Annotated in this window: 9 protein-coding genes and 1 pseudogene; 5 read left to right on the top strand and 5 right to left on the bottom strand. The window is 33.9% G+C overall.

Annotation, left to right across the window (positions count from 1 at the left end; translation table 11 throughout):
- Nucleotides 1-183: 183 nt before the first annotated feature.
- Together TERY_RS36490 and tsaD are read right to left on the bottom strand one after the other, a co-directional pair.
- A complete protein-coding gene (locus tag TERY_RS36490; protein ID WP_370497173.1) occupies nt 184-270 on the bottom strand; it encodes a hypothetical protein in 87 nt (28 codons plus the stop codon).
- 785 nt (nt 271-1,055) lie between these two features.
- Complete coding sequence (gene tsaD / locus TERY_RS07590; protein WP_011611286.1) at nt 1,056-2,033, bottom strand: tRNA (adenosine(37)-N6)-threonylcarbamoyltransferase complex transferase subunit TsaD; 978 nt, start codon at nt 2,031-2,033, stop codon at nt 1,056-1,058.
- Nucleotides 2,034-2,377: 344 nt separating this feature from the next.
- Between tsaD and TERY_RS07585 the strand changes: the two genes are divergently transcribed.
- The 4 genes from TERY_RS07585 (at nt 2,378) to TERY_RS07570 (ending at nt 6,652) form a co-directional block, all read left to right on the top strand.
- Complete coding sequence (locus TERY_RS07585) at nt 2,378-2,869, top strand: photosystem I reaction center protein PsaF III (protein ID WP_011611285.1); 492 nt, start codon at nt 2,378-2,380, stop codon at nt 2,867-2,869.
- A 314-nt stretch (nt 2,870-3,183) separates the two neighbouring features.
- Nucleotides 3,184-3,309 carry a photosystem I reaction center subunit IX gene (gene psaJ, locus TERY_RS07580; protein WP_011611284.1) on the top strand — a complete coding sequence of 42 codons (126 nt, stop codon included), beginning with the start codon at nt 3,184-3,186 and terminating at the stop codon, nt 3,307-3,309.
- Between the two features lie 503 nt (nt 3,310-3,812).
- Nucleotides 3,813-4,628, top strand: a complete 816-nt coding sequence (locus TERY_RS07575) for a nitrilase-related carbon-nitrogen hydrolase (protein WP_011611283.1) — start codon at nt 3,813-3,815, stop codon at nt 4,626-4,628.
- Nucleotides 4,629-5,239: 611 nt separating this feature from the next.
- Entirely contained in the window at nt 5,240-6,652 is a 1,413-nt protein-coding gene (locus TERY_RS07570; RefSeq protein WP_370496815.1) for a cation:proton antiporter, read from the top strand.
- A 655-nt stretch (nt 6,653-7,307) separates the two neighbouring features.
- Here the strand turns inward: TERY_RS07570 and TERY_RS36485 are convergent.
- Nucleotides 7,308-7,751, bottom strand: a pseudogene (locus TERY_RS36485) (ShlB/FhaC/HecB family hemolysin secretion/activation protein); the annotation flags it as partial.
- A 27-nt stretch (nt 7,752-7,778) separates the two neighbouring features.
- Nucleotides 7,779-7,994, bottom strand: a complete 216-nt coding sequence (locus TERY_RS36480) for a hypothetical protein (protein ID WP_011611280.1) — start codon at nt 7,992-7,994, stop codon at nt 7,779-7,781.
- A gap of 1,999 nt (nt 7,995-9,993) precedes the next feature.
- Here TERY_RS36480 and TERY_RS07560 point away from each other — a divergent pair.
- Nucleotides 9,994-11,886 (top strand): protein kinase domain-containing protein, encoded by a 1,893-nt coding sequence (locus TERY_RS07560; RefSeq protein WP_011611279.1) that lies wholly within the window; start codon nt 9,994-9,996, stop codon nt 11,884-11,886.
- A gap of 2,082 nt (nt 11,887-13,968) precedes the next feature.
- Here TERY_RS07560 and TERY_RS07555 read toward each other — a convergent pair.
- Complete coding sequence (locus TERY_RS07555) at nt 13,969-14,826, bottom strand: ABC transporter permease subunit (protein ID WP_011611278.1); 858 nt, start codon at nt 14,824-14,826, stop codon at nt 13,969-13,971.
- Between the last annotated feature and the right edge of the window lie 453 nt (nt 14,827-15,279).

The following is a 15,279-nucleotide window of genomic DNA, read 5'->3' as shown; positions in this document are numbered from 1 at the left end:
AAAGTCCGAGTTGATTTCCTTGGTATTCCTTGAGTGTTTGGCCAATCTTGGTTTTTTCTGGTTTGAGTTTTAATCCTATTTGCTTCAAGCATTCCTTTATTAAGGTTTTAGCTTTTAGTGCTACATTGAGATATTTGTGAAATTTGGTGGCAGGCTTTTTCTGACATTTATCCCCGTAGTTCTTTAGCCCTGATTCTCCTGAGTTAATGGTCTAAGAGTCAACAGCCTTGCGTCATAGCTTTTGGTTAAAAGTTTTTGGTGTTTACACATTTTGCGGATTTCGCCACGGCCGGATGCTTTGTAAATTAACTTTTACAACTTGAACACATTATTCAATGGCCAAATGCCTGTCTATGTCTTTCCATTTAAAGTTGGGGTTGACATCTAATTGATTAGATATATTGTATGTATTCCATGCCACACTTAAATAGGGCTCTGAATTATTCAGTCTTCTCTTTAGTGTTTTAGCTTTATTCATTGCTAGTAATTATTTTACATTACGTCTAAAAGTGGGTACGTCAGCATTCCTGCTTTTTACCCAATCCTACTCTCTCTAAGACCTACGTCCAAAATGCGTAGATTAACCTTGAATGGCTTCCTAAGTTCTTGAGCGATATTCTTAGGTGTATTAGAGAGGTTTTCTCGTTCCCTTATGCCTTTGTTGCGTCTGATTTAGCGGGGTAAAGTCTCCCGGAGGGCGCATTATTGTTGTTGACAATATCGGTTGCATAATACTGTCCATTGACCCCCTGGCTGGTCAGCCCTACACCCATGACTACCTTAGCGGGTGGTTGATGATTACGAGAGTTTTATTACCTTCCTGTTCGTCCGCTTGTCAGACTCTGCTAGCAGAGTTTACTTCTGGTAGTTGAAGTTGTCCCGCATTTAGACCAGCTTCAGGGATTGATGTTCATTCGCTACCCTGTGGTCTATGCTGTCAGCCCAACAACGAGGCGGTAGGAATTTCACCTACAAGGTCATAAGAGTTATCCATAAATCTGAGGTTGTCTTCATCTGTTGATTTAGGACGGCCATTTCTACCTAAATATCTGGTCTTAGTGGCCAACGAGCCGCACACAACCTATCATGGCTGCATTATCCGTACAAAATCTGAGTGAGGGAAATAGTACTTGCAAGTTATGACTTTCTACTGCTCTACTTAAGTGCTGTCGCAAACTACTATTAGCTGCTACACCACCGCCAATAGCAATTGTGTTTAAGCTATAGTCTAATGCACAAGCGATAGCTCTTTTTGTTAGCCCTTTTGCTACAGTTTCTTGAAAGCTGGCTGCAATGTCTTTAGTTACTGAAGACCCTGATAATAATTCATTACCTTCTTGTTCTATTTTCTGGACTAATCGCAATACTGCAGTTTTGAGTCCACTGAAACTAAAATCATAAGGATGATAGCCTCCTCCAGGCAAAGAAATTTTCCCTTCAGGGAGAGAAAATGCTAATTTATTACCCTCTGCAGCTAATTTATCAATTACAGGTCCACCGGGATAGCCAAGTTTTAATAATCTAGCTACTTTGTCAAAAGCTTCTCCTGCTGCATCATCTCTTGTTTGCCCTAAAGTTTCATATTCCCCACAATTTTTGACATAAATCAAACTGGTATGACCTCCAGAAACTAACAAACAAAGAAAAGGTGGTACTAACTCGGGTTGGCTTAGGTAGGTTGCATAAATATGACCTTCTAAGTGATGGACTCCCACAAAGGGCTTTTCATGGACAATAGCTAAGGTTTTGGCCGCCGTCAGGCCAACTAACAGAGCGCCAACTAGACCAGGGGCGCAAGTAGCTCCAATACCATCAATGTCTGGCCAGTCTAAATTTGCTTCTCTGAAAGCTTGAGCGATCGCCTGATTAATTATTTCTAAATGTTGTCGTGAAGCTACCTCTGGAACTACTCCTCCATAAAAGCTATGGATATTAATTTGTGACTTCACAATGTTACTTAAAACTTGACGATTTTTAACAATTGCCACAGATGTTTCATCACAACTTGTTTCTATAGCTAAAACCGTTGTCATTGCTACATAAATTGATATTAATTTTTTCAAACAACTAACACTAAAAAAATTTAGTGTTGATATCAATAAAGTATTATAAAATCAAACAGACAATAAATAACTGCGGTGAGATAAATCTGCCGTAAAATATCTGTAGAGATGATGCAGAAAGGGTAACAGAAAGATTGGCCGCCACTAGCATTCATTGAAGCAGAAAACATTGTATGTAAAGTAAAGAATACCGCTCCAATGCTATTGTTTTTGGAGTTGGAAAAATGCCAATCAAAATATCCTTACTTTGAGCTTAGTTTAAGTACAAAAGTATGGATAATTGTCAACAGTTTGTAATAAAAGGAAACAATTCCATGAGACGTTTTTTGGCTTTGGTTTTAGCCATTAGTCTTTGGGTAACTTGTGTGCCTACAGCATCAGCATATAATTTAGTACCTTGTTCAGAATCACCTATTTTTCAGGCACTAGCTGAAGATGCTCTTCCTACTACAGGAGATCCAGAATCTGGCAAAAAACGATTTGAACGTTATTCTCAACAACTTTGTGGAGAAGACGATGGACTGCCTCATTTAATTGTAGATGGAAGCTGGAACCACGCAGGCGACTTTACAATTCCTGGTATTTTATTTTTGTATATTGCAGGTTGGATCGGTTGGGTAGGTCGTTCCTATCTTCAAGCAGTACAAACAGAAAAAAATCCAGAGGAAAAAGAGATTATTATTGACTTGCCTTTAGCAACTAAAAAAATGCTAGGTGGATTTTTATGGCCTGTATTAGCATTCAAGGAATATACCTCTGGTAAAATGTTTGCTAAGGATAATGAAATTACTGTTTCCCCTCGCTAGAAAAGTGACCAAAAGAGTAGTTAAATAATGGTGATTTTAGTCAGTATAAAAATACTAATTAATAATTACCAATTTGATCTAAAACCATGTTTTTAAAGAAGCTATCAGCACTATCAAGTTAGTAAGCTCATTTTTTGAACTAAACAGGAGATGGGAACTCCTAGTTAACTATCTGATATAATAGTTTTTTGGTATTTTAATTGAGAGGTGCTAAAAGCTGTTAACCTATTTTTAGGGTGGGAAGCTAGCTGAATGCTAATTAACATGGGCTGAACAATACCTGATTATTTAAATCAGTTTCAGGAGAAATATTCATGCAAGACTTACTTAAGTATCTGTCCACAGCGCCAGTTTTGGCTACAGTTTGGATGATTATCACAGCTGGAATTTTAATTGAGTTTAATCGGTTTTTCCCAGACCTGCTTTTTCATCCTATGTAAAAGTAAAAAGGTGAACTTTTTGATCAGAGTTACAATTTGTCTGAATTATCTGAACTATGTATATTTAGACTGAATGTAATACTATGAAAAAAAAGATAAGACTCGACTCAATAGTTTATTGTAGAGTTAAAAATGGTGGTGAAGAAAGAAATTAATATTGTCAATAAAATGGAGTTGATAATTTTATTGATGACACCCCATCTGTATAATTTCATTTGATTTGTGTCAAAAATATGGATGCTTTTAAGGAAAAAGCATCCATAAAATATCCAAGAAATAAATAAGGTTTGAAAAAGGATTTTGAATGTTAGTAAATCATAAATTACTTATTTTACATATCAAAAAAAAATGCCTAATATAGGGTTTGTGGCCATAATAATGTCAGGTAAAATATTGATTGCTATTGTCTATTCTTTATTTCCTATATTTCCTATTATCTAAAATCTGTTTCTTGTATATTTTACTCTAATAAAAACTTTAAGACTTTGTAAAAAACTGACTTAATGAAATCCTATCTCGCTGCGGCTATATCAATGACAAGTGTGCCTGACTTGGCAAAAAACTTATTACAAGCAGAAGAATTAATAGACTTAGCTATCCGTCAAGGTGCAGAATTAGTTACCTTGCCAGAAAATTTTTCTTTCTTAGGTGGAGAGGAAGAAAAAATATCTCAAGCAGAAGCGATCGCTAAGGAGAGTGAAAAGTTTCTCAAAACAATTGCTCAAAAATATCAAATCACAATTTTAGGAGGTGGTTATCCAGTACCGACAACAAATGGCAAAGTTTACAATGTTGCATCTTTAATTGAGCCTAATGGCATAGAAGTAGCAAGGTATGAAAAAGCACATTTATTTGATGTTAACTTACCCGATGGTAATACTTATCAAGAATCAAATACGGTCAAAGCAGGAATGAAGTTACCATCAGTGTATGAATCTAAAGATTATGGAAATTTAGGTATATCAGTATGCTATGATGTAAGATTCCCTGAACTCTATCGACATCTTTCAAATGCAGGAGCTGAAGTTTTATTTATACCAGCGGCTTTTACTGCATACACAGGAAAAGACCATTGGCAAGTATTACTCCAAGCACGAGCTATAGAAAATACCTGTTATATTATCGCCCCGGCCCAAACAGGTAATCACTACGGTAGAAGACAAACTCATGGCCATGCAATGATAGTTGACCCCTGGGGTTTGATTTTGGCAGATACCGGGGACAAACCAGGAGTGGCGATCGCAGAAATTGACCCTACTCGCTTAGAACAAGTTCGTAGGCAAATGCCGTCCCTCCAACATAGGGTATTTATATCTTGACGAGAAAATCAGGACTCAAATCTCCCCTTTTCCAGGTATGCATTATAAGTAACTTTTAAAACCTTTTTCTGATCACAGAAAAAGGAAGATTATTATCTCCCCATAACTTCTTTATTTTGTCAAGTTTTATCTGAAGAAAAAAAGTTATCAGGTATAGTCTAGTTGGAGATCAAAAAAAATTATAAGTAGAGTTTGTTGCAAAAACTGAAAGCATTTACAGATAAAGGCTTTAGACTTATGTGGGCGCCTATGCAAGCTTTTTGGTGTGGTAAGCTCAGAATTTGACAAATTTCAAAAAGCCCTAAGTATTTTAAGCCTCTTCCTGAAATAGTAGGTAGGTATTAATTGGATAACTAATAACTTAGACCGAAAAAGACTATTCTATAGAGATATTACTCTGAGGCCAAGCTATAGAAGATATCTGTTATGTAGAATTGAGTTTATTAAGTATATCATTATAATTGTATAATTACTTTAATTTTTCCTACTCCATAAGGTTATGCTCCTCTATACTTATCTGAAGTGATCATTTCCAAATTAACAAACCACTACTGCCCAAAGTCTTGTTAAATTAAATCAGGATGATTTAGAAAGACTTAATGTTTAGTTTAATGGCAGAGTCCAATTTTTTTAGTGAAATTTTCTTATTTCCTTTATCGGGAAAAATTGCACCGATACTAGCTACGGCCACAGAAACGGGAGCCGAACCAGAAATGGTACTAGCAGGAGTGTTGTTGAGTTTAGTGGCCATTTATATAGCTAGTAAAGCAGGAGGAGAATTTTTTAGCTGGCTGAATTTTCCACCTGTATTAGGAGAATTGGTGGGGGGTGTAGTTATAGGTATTTCTGCCCTACACTTGGTAATCTTTCCAGAAAGTGGGGCCGATAGTTCTTCGTCAGTAATTATTAACATTTTGGAGGCAACAGCAGGTTTAGCTCCTGAAGCTGCTGGGGCTACATTGCAGGCTCAAAGTGAGGTACTAGATGTTCTAGCAGAACTGGGTGTGATCATTTTGTTGTTTGAAATTGGTCTAGAGTCTAATATTAGAGATTTAATGCAAGTTGGTGTTCAGTCGCTAATTGTTGCAACTGTTGGTGTAGTATTGCCTTTCGTCGGAGGTACGGCAGGAATGATGGCGATCTTCCATGTATCAGCAGTACCAGCAGTTTTTGCTGGGGCAGCACTTACAGCTACCAGTATCGGTATCACTTCCAGGGTACTAACAGAAATTAACCGTCTCAATACACAAGAAGGTCAAATTATTCTTGGTGCTGCAGTTATAGATGATGTGATGGGTATTATTATCTTGGCAGTTGTAGCAAGTTTAGCAAAAACTGGTGAAGTGGATATCATCAATGTTGTTTATCTAATTATTAGTGCTAGTGTATTTTTGGTAGGTGCGATCTTACTTGGTCGTTTCTTTAATGATGGTTTTGTGTTCTTTGCTGAAAAATTTAAAACCCGAGGAAGGGCAGTTATTCCAGCTTTGACTATCGCATTATTTATGGCTTACATTGGTACTGCTATCCATTTGGAGGCAATATTGGGAGCTTTTGCTGCTGGATTAGTTTTAGATAATTTAGATCAAAAAGAAGTTGGACGGGAGTTGGAAGAGCTAATTCGTCCTATTTCTGATGTGATCGTTCCTATTTTCTTTGTTACTGTGGGAACAAAAACTAATCTAAATGTTCTCAACCCAGCTATTCCTACTAACCGTGAAGGTTTGGTGATTGCAATTTTTTTGATAGCAGTTGCTATTGTTGGTAAGGTTGCCTGCGGTTTTAGTGTGTTTGGTTTGGGTCCAATTAATCGTTTAGCTATTGGTGTTGGTATGGTCCCACGGGGTGAGGTTGGTTTGGTTTTTGCCTCTGTTGGTTCTGCTAGTGGTGCTTTATCTCCTGCTTTGGATGTGGCAATTATTCTGATGGTGATTCTTACAACATTTCTAGCGCCTCCCCTACTGCGAGTAGTGTTTGGAAAAGCAGAAGCGGAAACAGAAGAAGTTCCGGAAACTTCCGGTTAGTTTTGAGGTGTTGCTGAATGTGGGTACGTTACATTAGTAGCATGGACGTCTTACGAGTTACTAATATTTTCTTAAGTCAGGAATTTCATACTTGCAATTGAGCAACACTAACCTTTCATGCCTAATAATAAATTTTGATCCAGTAATTCTCCTCTTGTTCAATCAAAAATTCTAGTTGCTAGGGGAGTTGGTATGGCATGGTTACTAGCTGTTAGCTATAATCTCCTAGAATCTATGATAATCTGTAACTGTCTTTATTTATGCTACTTGGGTTCAAAACTGAACTGTTGATTTCAGTCTACCTCCCTATCGCGTAAGGGTAACTAAACCACAATAAAGCGGGTGTTTGGTTTCACTTTGTTCCGTTCACCTACTTTTTAGCTCTTCGCTTCCCTCCCTCGGGGAGGGATAAAAAAGGGGGGGGGTTGACTTTAATAAAGGGCGTGTTGGGTCTCACTTTGTTCTACCCAACCTACTTTATTTTTTAGGTGTGTCATACTTACCTAAGCTTCATCCCATCAGTTTACCTCCCTGATCAAAAAGAAAAAGGAGTAGTAAAAAAAGAAAAATAAAACCCTTCCTCCTGAGCCGTTTTATCTGGCGAGCCCACATCTACTAAAGGAATTCAATTATCTAAGGGCATATTTATCTTCTCCTATAAATTTACCTGCAACCTCACCCCGGCCGCCGCCAAAGCCTTACTTCCTTCCACCTCTTTACCATCACTATTCCACGCTACTCCCCCATCAATAAACGGCACTACCTGAAATAATCTATTTTTTCCAGATATCCAGGGTACTGGCAACCGTAACTCTAGTGTTCCCAACGCTTTATTATCTGTCAAACGAGTATCCTGACGATAAGTTCTCACACTTTGATAAACCCCTAAACCAAACTTTTCTTTAGGCACTAAATGTGATGGGGATAACTGTAGATATGCTCCTACCACCAAGAAAGTATTTTTGCTTAACTGACGCACCCATTGTCCCTGACCCAGCCAATAAAAAAATCGACTATCTGGTTCATTACTATTTTTTGTGGCATCTAATATTCCCAACCCTACATTCAACTGAGAATTAAACGCCAAAACTTGATTTTTTCCCCGTAGTTCATAATTTGGGAAAAGCTACAAAATTGATAATTTCGTTTCCCCATTTTTATCAGCACCCTCAGATAATGGATAATTCTCTCCTAATATAGAAGTTTGACTATGTGGCTTAATTGCAGATAAACCTAAACTTAAGGTTTGCCAGGGTGTTTGCATTATTGGTTGACTAAATGATAACTTGTAAGTATTGGAGTTTGACTGAATATCAAGTCTTTCAAAAGGTGATTCTACCACATCGCGGGGTAAAAAGTAGCTCGAACATATTGATATCTAGTGGTTTGCCGGATATTCACTCTGTCAAAAATTGACTTTTTTTCTGAGAATGATAATTATTATTTTTGAGATGTAGGTTAGCGATCGCTAACCTACATTACCATTTTTGTGTCCACTTTTGTGGTAGCGACAAATCACATTATATGGTAAAAAAAGTCAGTCCACTTATATAAATAGACCGACCCCAATGGATTTTTTTTCATTATCTGAGTCAGATTTTCAACAATTTTTGACTGAAGGTCAATTCCAAGCTTGAAAAATTTTAGTTTGGTTATTAACTGTTCACAAAACTGTTGAAATAGAAAGACTAGTTGCCTGTTTTCCTTTACCAATTAAATATGAGAGTCGTCGGAAACATATACAAAAATTTTTAACATTATATTTTTGAGCTTTCCCTTGTTGTGTTTTCCGATGATAATTATGATTATTAGTCCATAATTTCCCGATGGTAGCCAATTAATTTTGACTATAGATAAGACGCAATGGAAAGATAGTAATATCTTTGTTATTGCTATCATATATAAAAAACGATAATTACCTATTTATTGGCTAGTTTTGAATAAAAAATAATCTAGTAATTTGGCATAAAAAAATGACTTATTAAACCAGTTTTACGGTTATAAAAAAAATATAAGTTTTTAGTTATTGGAGAAAAAAAATTCTATGGTGTAGAGTTATTATACTGACTAAAAAAGCTAAAAATACCTCAAAAAATTAATAATAACTATATAAAAAACGGTTAAAAGTACTAGCTATTCACTAATTTATCCGTATATTCGGGAAATTAAATATTTTTAAGTAACATTAATATTACTAACAAAAAAGGATTTATATATTTTAATTTAGCTGCCTATTGGAAAAGAAAATTTAAAATAAAATGGATAAAAACCTTGGTATTTGTTGATAAATCTTGAAAAGATAAAATTATCAAAAATTATCGGTCGAGAATGGGTATTGAAAATATGTTTTCTGATTGTAATAAAGGAGAATATAATCTAGAATTTAGTCAAGCTAATATACAACGTTTGACTACGTTTTACTAATTTAATTCTATTGGGAGCTATTGCTTAAAATGATGAATTTTATCATGGTAATTATATCAAAAGATTAGGATGTAAAAGATATATTTTCGATTAAAAAAACTAGGATTAATAGATAGAATATATAGTAATTTTTGGGTAGGTATGTATGGTAAATTATGGGTACTTGCTGGGGATTATTTAGTTGACATTGTTCAAGGAATAATAAAGCTTATTCATCAAAAAAAGTCTGATTATCAAAGGGAATCAAAAGCTCTGTCAATCTTAGATAATATCTAATTATTTACAGTCAATATCTAGCTATTCATATGATTATTAAAAATAAATTAATTGATTAAAATGAAGACGATGTGATGTAATTTTATTATTAAATAATAAATCAAGCTAATTTCAGTGATGTGAATTAGCGTTAGCGGAGGATGGTGGTGGCAGCTATATCGCTAACCCACATCCTAAAAAGAATAATTATTATGCTCAAAAAAAAACGTCAATTTTTGACAGAGTGAATATCTGGAGAACTACTATCTATAAATGCTTTCAAGCTGCTTGTCACTCCGTGAGACTATTCACTCTTTTCTTCTACTTCTATTTCTAATCTGATTTTTTTCCCATAGATATTTTTCTTAGTATAATATTTTCCCAGTCTTAAAATATTTACTAAAGCTCTAAAAAATTATTTCAAAATATCCATAACAGGCAAACCAATTTCGTAGGCAAAAATTATCATAATTACATCAAAAAACCAGAAAAATTAATTTACCCTTAACTTCAATCAACTCTGAAAAAAATTACAATAGAATAATAAAAAACCATAAAAGTCCTACCCATTGCCAAAAAATCATAATATTTCAAGAAACCTAACCGACCAAAGCCAAATATAATCAATATTATTATCGTTAGCTAAAAATCATCTCATCGGCATGACTCATTGCCTCAACCCCAACTGTCAAATTCCCCAAAACCCAGACTGGAATAAATATTGCCAAAATTGTGGCTCAAAACTACTACTCAAAGACCGCTATCGACCTTTAAACCTAATTGGTCAAGGAGGTTTCGGTAGAACATTCCTCGCTACCGACGAAGATAAACCCTCCAAACCCTACTGTGTCATTAAACAATTTTTTCCCGCATCACAAGGAACAAACAATATTAACAAAGCTGCCCAACTCTTTGAAAAAGAAGCCACAAGATTAGACCAGTTGGGCAAACATTCTCAAATTCCCGAACTTATGGCCCACTTCACCCAAGATGGCCGACAATATTTAGTACAAGAATTCATTGCTGGACAAAACTTGGCCGAGGCTTTAAAAATTGAGAACTCCTACAATGAAGACCAAATTAGGGGTTTACTAAAAAATTTACTCCCAGTACTACAGTTTATTCATTCTCATAACGTTATTCACAGGGATATCAAACCAGAAAATATTATTCGTCGTCAAAATAGCGATCGCGAGTTAGTATTAGTAGACTTTGGTGCAGCTAAATACGCCCTAGGTACGGCCCTCCTGAAAACAGGTACAACTATCGGTACCCCTGAATACACCGCTCCCGAACAAAACCGAGGCAAAGCAGTATTTGCTAGTGACTTATACAGTCTAGGAGTAACTTGCTTGCATCTATTAACCAAAATTTCCCCATTTGAATTATTTGATGTAGGTGAAGGAACATGGGTGTGGCGTCGCTACTTACAGAATAATTCTATTAGTGAAAAATTAGGTGATATTCTAGATAAACTGGTGGAAAATGCAGTCAACCGTCGTTATCAGTCTGCTGATGAAGTTATGGAAAACTTAAATGCAGACGACTTGACTTTTATTCAAGATAAAACTGTTATCCAAAAACCAGAAATTACACCTGAACCTTTACCAAGTAAAACTTGGAAATGCATAGATACTCTCACTGGTCATCGAAAATGGGTTTGCTCCGTTGCTTTGAGAAATGATCAAAAAATTTTGGCGAGTGGGAGCGAAGATGAAACCATTAAATTGTGGGAAGTAGATAGTGGTAGAGAAATATTGACTATCCGCGGACATTCTGGTTATGTAAACTCTGTTGCTTTTAGTCCTGATGGCAAAATATTAGCGAGTGGGAGTGATGACAAAACTATCAGACTTTGGGAAGTTCAGACGGGAAAACTACTTTGCATTCTCGGTGACTGGGGTCGGGGAGAATATTTTGGTCATTCTGGAGGAGTTACGGCGATCGCTTTTCACCCAGATGGCAAAAGTTTAGCTAGTGCTAGTAAAGATAAAAATGTGAAAGTTTGGCGACTGGGGGATGATATTTATGACCCTAACTATGGGAGAGTGATCATGACTTTGACTGGACATTTACAACAAGTACGGGCGATCGCCTTCAGTCCAGATGGCAAAACTTTGGCAAGTGGTAGTCAAGATAATATGATTAAAATATGGGATTTAAGTTTAGGCAATACTGTTAAAAATCTATGTCATTATTATCAGGGAACACATTATATTTATACGGTTGCTTTTAGTACTGATGGTAAAGTTTTAGCTAGTGGCGGTCGCGATAGAAATATTAAAATTTGGGAAATAGAAAGCGGTGAAATATTAAAAATTTTGGAGGGACATTCTAGTGATATTCGTCAAGTAGTTTTTAGTCCTCAAGGAGATATTATTGCCAGTGGTAGTGAGGATGGAACTATTAAAATTTGGGATGGGAAAACAGGTCAGGAAATTGGAAATTTAGTAGGTCATTCAAAATATATTAATTCTGTTACTTTTTCTAGGGACGGAAAGAGTTTAGCTAGTGGTAGTAGTGATAATACTATTAGAATTTGGCGACAGGAGTAATCAATTTAAAACTAAAAGTTCTATTCTCTCTTACTTCTCCCAAGGAAGAAAGTTAAAATTTAAAATTTAAAAACTGGATAAATTATTTTTAATTGCCTACCTAGAAATAGGAAATCAAGAAAAAAATGTACCTTGACAAAGTAAGATAAACTCTATAAATCAAAAAATTAGACAGTACTAGATAGGTAATAATAGGTAGTAGAGTCTGAAGCTTTAAATGTTGTATTAGGATTTTCTCCACAAACAATATAAACTATTGATTTTGTACAGAATAGCTAAGTAGAAAAATTTTTGATAAATAATATAAAGGGGATAAAAAAAATTCAGTTAGTATTTCAATTATCCTACTTCAGTAATAGGTACTGTTAACTGATAATTGATAACTGAAATTACTTAAGTATTTGAAAATTTTTAAAATGTCATAAAGGTTATTTCCAGGATTAAAAATATAGAATAATCTAGAGCAAGCATTCTGTGGTGTTTCTTGCTGAATTAATTTGATAAAAATGAAGCTATTACCATTGGTAATTATACCGTAGACTGGTTTTTTCTAGGTTAGGGTTTACCAACATGTATGCTCATAGTTAAGGTTTACTAACTTCTAGGGAAAATGTAGATTTTTTAGACTCAATTACTAAGATCCAGGATTGATTAAATATAGTTAATACATCAATTTATTCCTGAAGGATAATTTATTCATCTTGGTCTGCAATTTCTATAGATTTTTCTGATTTAATATGAAAAGGGGGTAAATAAAATCCAGCTAAATCTAATAGAGGAAATAAAACAAATATTTTGACAGTATTTTCTAAGAGTGGGGGATATTTTTGTAAGTTATAATAACTAGCTTTAAATCGGTCAATACTTTGTTTTTCTGAATCTGTTATTTATGATAAATTATCTTGCAATTCCCGGAAAAATTATTCATATTCTACTCATTGGAGGTTAAACTTTTTCTCTAATTTGTAGAATCTTATATTTCTTGCTGGTATAGTTTTAACCATGATTTTTTTATTGTTAATTTTATTTAATTTTACGTCTAAAATTTCTAGGTTAAGAGGAAAAAAATAACTTTTATAAAGTTACTATAGAAATTAGTATGATAGGTACGTTTATAAAAGTTTAAAAAGGAGATTGAATAATAATTATATTTGTCATAACCGGAAAAATTATTCATATTCTACTCATTGGAGATTAAACTTTTTCTCTAATTTGTAGAATCTGATATTTCTTGCTGGTATAGTTTTAACCATGATTTTTTTATTGTTAATTTTATTTAATTTTACGTCTAAAATTTCTAGGTTAAGAGGAAAAAAATAACTTTTATAAAGTTACTATAGAAATTAGTATGATAGGTACGTTTATAAAAGTTTAAAAAGGAGATTGAATAATAATTATATTTGTCAGAATTAGGATATTTAATTCTATTTAATACTCTACTCAATGTGCTTGAGTAGCTACAGTCTTAAGAAGTGAATCAACAGTTATTTATAAATAAATATCCAGACTAAACTTATCTAATTTGCTGGTTCCTATATATATAGAACTACGCAAATAAGTGTTTGGCATTTAGTGGTTTTTTTCTAATTTTAATTCTGTAGCAGTTACAGTGATAGCTTACCATTCTCCAAAATTAAAACATCTATAAATTAATAGATATATCTGGAAATTAAAGATTATTTTTTGGAGGTATCTAATCTAAATTAGACTAACTTAAAAAAATAATTATATACCTAAATAACACTTCAATTATTGAATAATTAATATGGGTTTTTAATCTCTTTAATAATTAGGATTCTAGTTAGTATAAATTATCCTTAATTATCCTTAATTATTCTTATTTTGTACAGATATATAATGCTTTTAGCTCACTCTCAGACGCAATTCTAAAACGTCTCTAACTACTCCATTTCCTAGGACTAACTCAATAAGATTTAGCAAAGATTTATTACCTGTAGTCTGAGATTATATGAGGTTGAAATAATCAGTTATAGTATGTCTTTATTAATTTCTCTGAGGGTATCTTACTAAATTGTCATGCCAAGCCTAGGAACCGCTAATATCAACAAACTAAATTTAATATTAACTATCTTTTTTTACCGCACTTTCATGCCAATCTTTTAACAAATAATCTGATAAAACTGTGAAAAATACAAAAATAGCTATCCCTAAACCTGTCGTCAAGAATAAAGCAGCAAACATTCTCGGAATTTGCAAATTATAACTAGACATTAAAATCTGATAAGCAATGCCAGACCTAGTGCCTCCAGTACCTGCCACAAATTCAGCTACTACTGCCCCAATTAATGCCAAACCACCACTAATTCTTAACCCTCCTAAAAAATAAGGTAAAGCACTAGGAAATCTCAAATAAATTAGAGTTTGCCAAGGAGAAGCTCCATATAATTTAAACATATCGCTCAAATTTTTATCAACGCTATTTAATCCTAAAGTTGTATTAGAAATAATTGGAAAAAATGCTACAATCCAAGCACAAAGAATTAATGCGCCAAAAGTATTATCTCTGAGCCATATAATAATCAAAGGAGAGATAGCCACAATAGGAGTAGTCTGTAAAATTACTGCATAAGGAAATAAGCTTCTTTCAATTAATTTATTCTGAGCAAATAATATCGAAATCAATACCCCAGAACTTACTGCTACTACCAAAGCAACAACTGTAATTTTTATAGTTGTTATTAAAGACATAAATAATGCATTCCATTCCTGAATCATAGTCTTGATTACTAATATCGGTCCAGGCAGTAAATAGGGAGGAATATTCATCTTCTCTACCGAAATTTCCCATGTGAGTAATACAATAATTCCTAAAATTACAGGAGCAATTATATCAATCGAAAATAGCTTATTTAGGATTCGATTTTGTGATTTTTTTTGTATTAATTTTTGTAGATTATTTTTTGTAATAAGACTCGGCATAGTTTAAAAATTAATTCTAGTTAAGTGGTCATGGAAAATTAATTACACATTTTAAATCCTGAATTATTTGCCTTCTAAAAAGCGCAGAAAATTAAAATAGGTAAATAATCTTGTTGAGCTACTTATGATATTCCATAAGCAGCAAATCCCATATTTTTAAAATACAAAATTATTTTCTGGCGCGGGAATAAGTAGGAACTTTGTCTGAAAGGTCTCTACAGAATAGTAATTCGGTTTAGTCGCAATAGAAAAGAATAAAAACAACTCTACCTCTCTAACTTGAGAAACTTTATAACTAAAATCATAACACTAGAATATCTATGATCTCTTGTCTGGTTAGATCTTTATAAATAAACCGTAATTTGGAAAACGGAATAGAGAGAAAGTATAGGAGAGGAGAAAATCTAATTTTTTTTGATTACTAATTATCCAGATATAATATTATTAGCAATG

Origin of the sequence: Trichodesmium erythraeum IMS101, from assembly GCF_000014265.1 — a bacterium.
Lineage (GTDB): Bacteria > Cyanobacteriota > Cyanobacteriia > Cyanobacteriales > Microcoleaceae > Trichodesmium > Trichodesmium erythraeum.
This window is presented reverse-complemented; position numbering and strand designations above follow the sequence as displayed.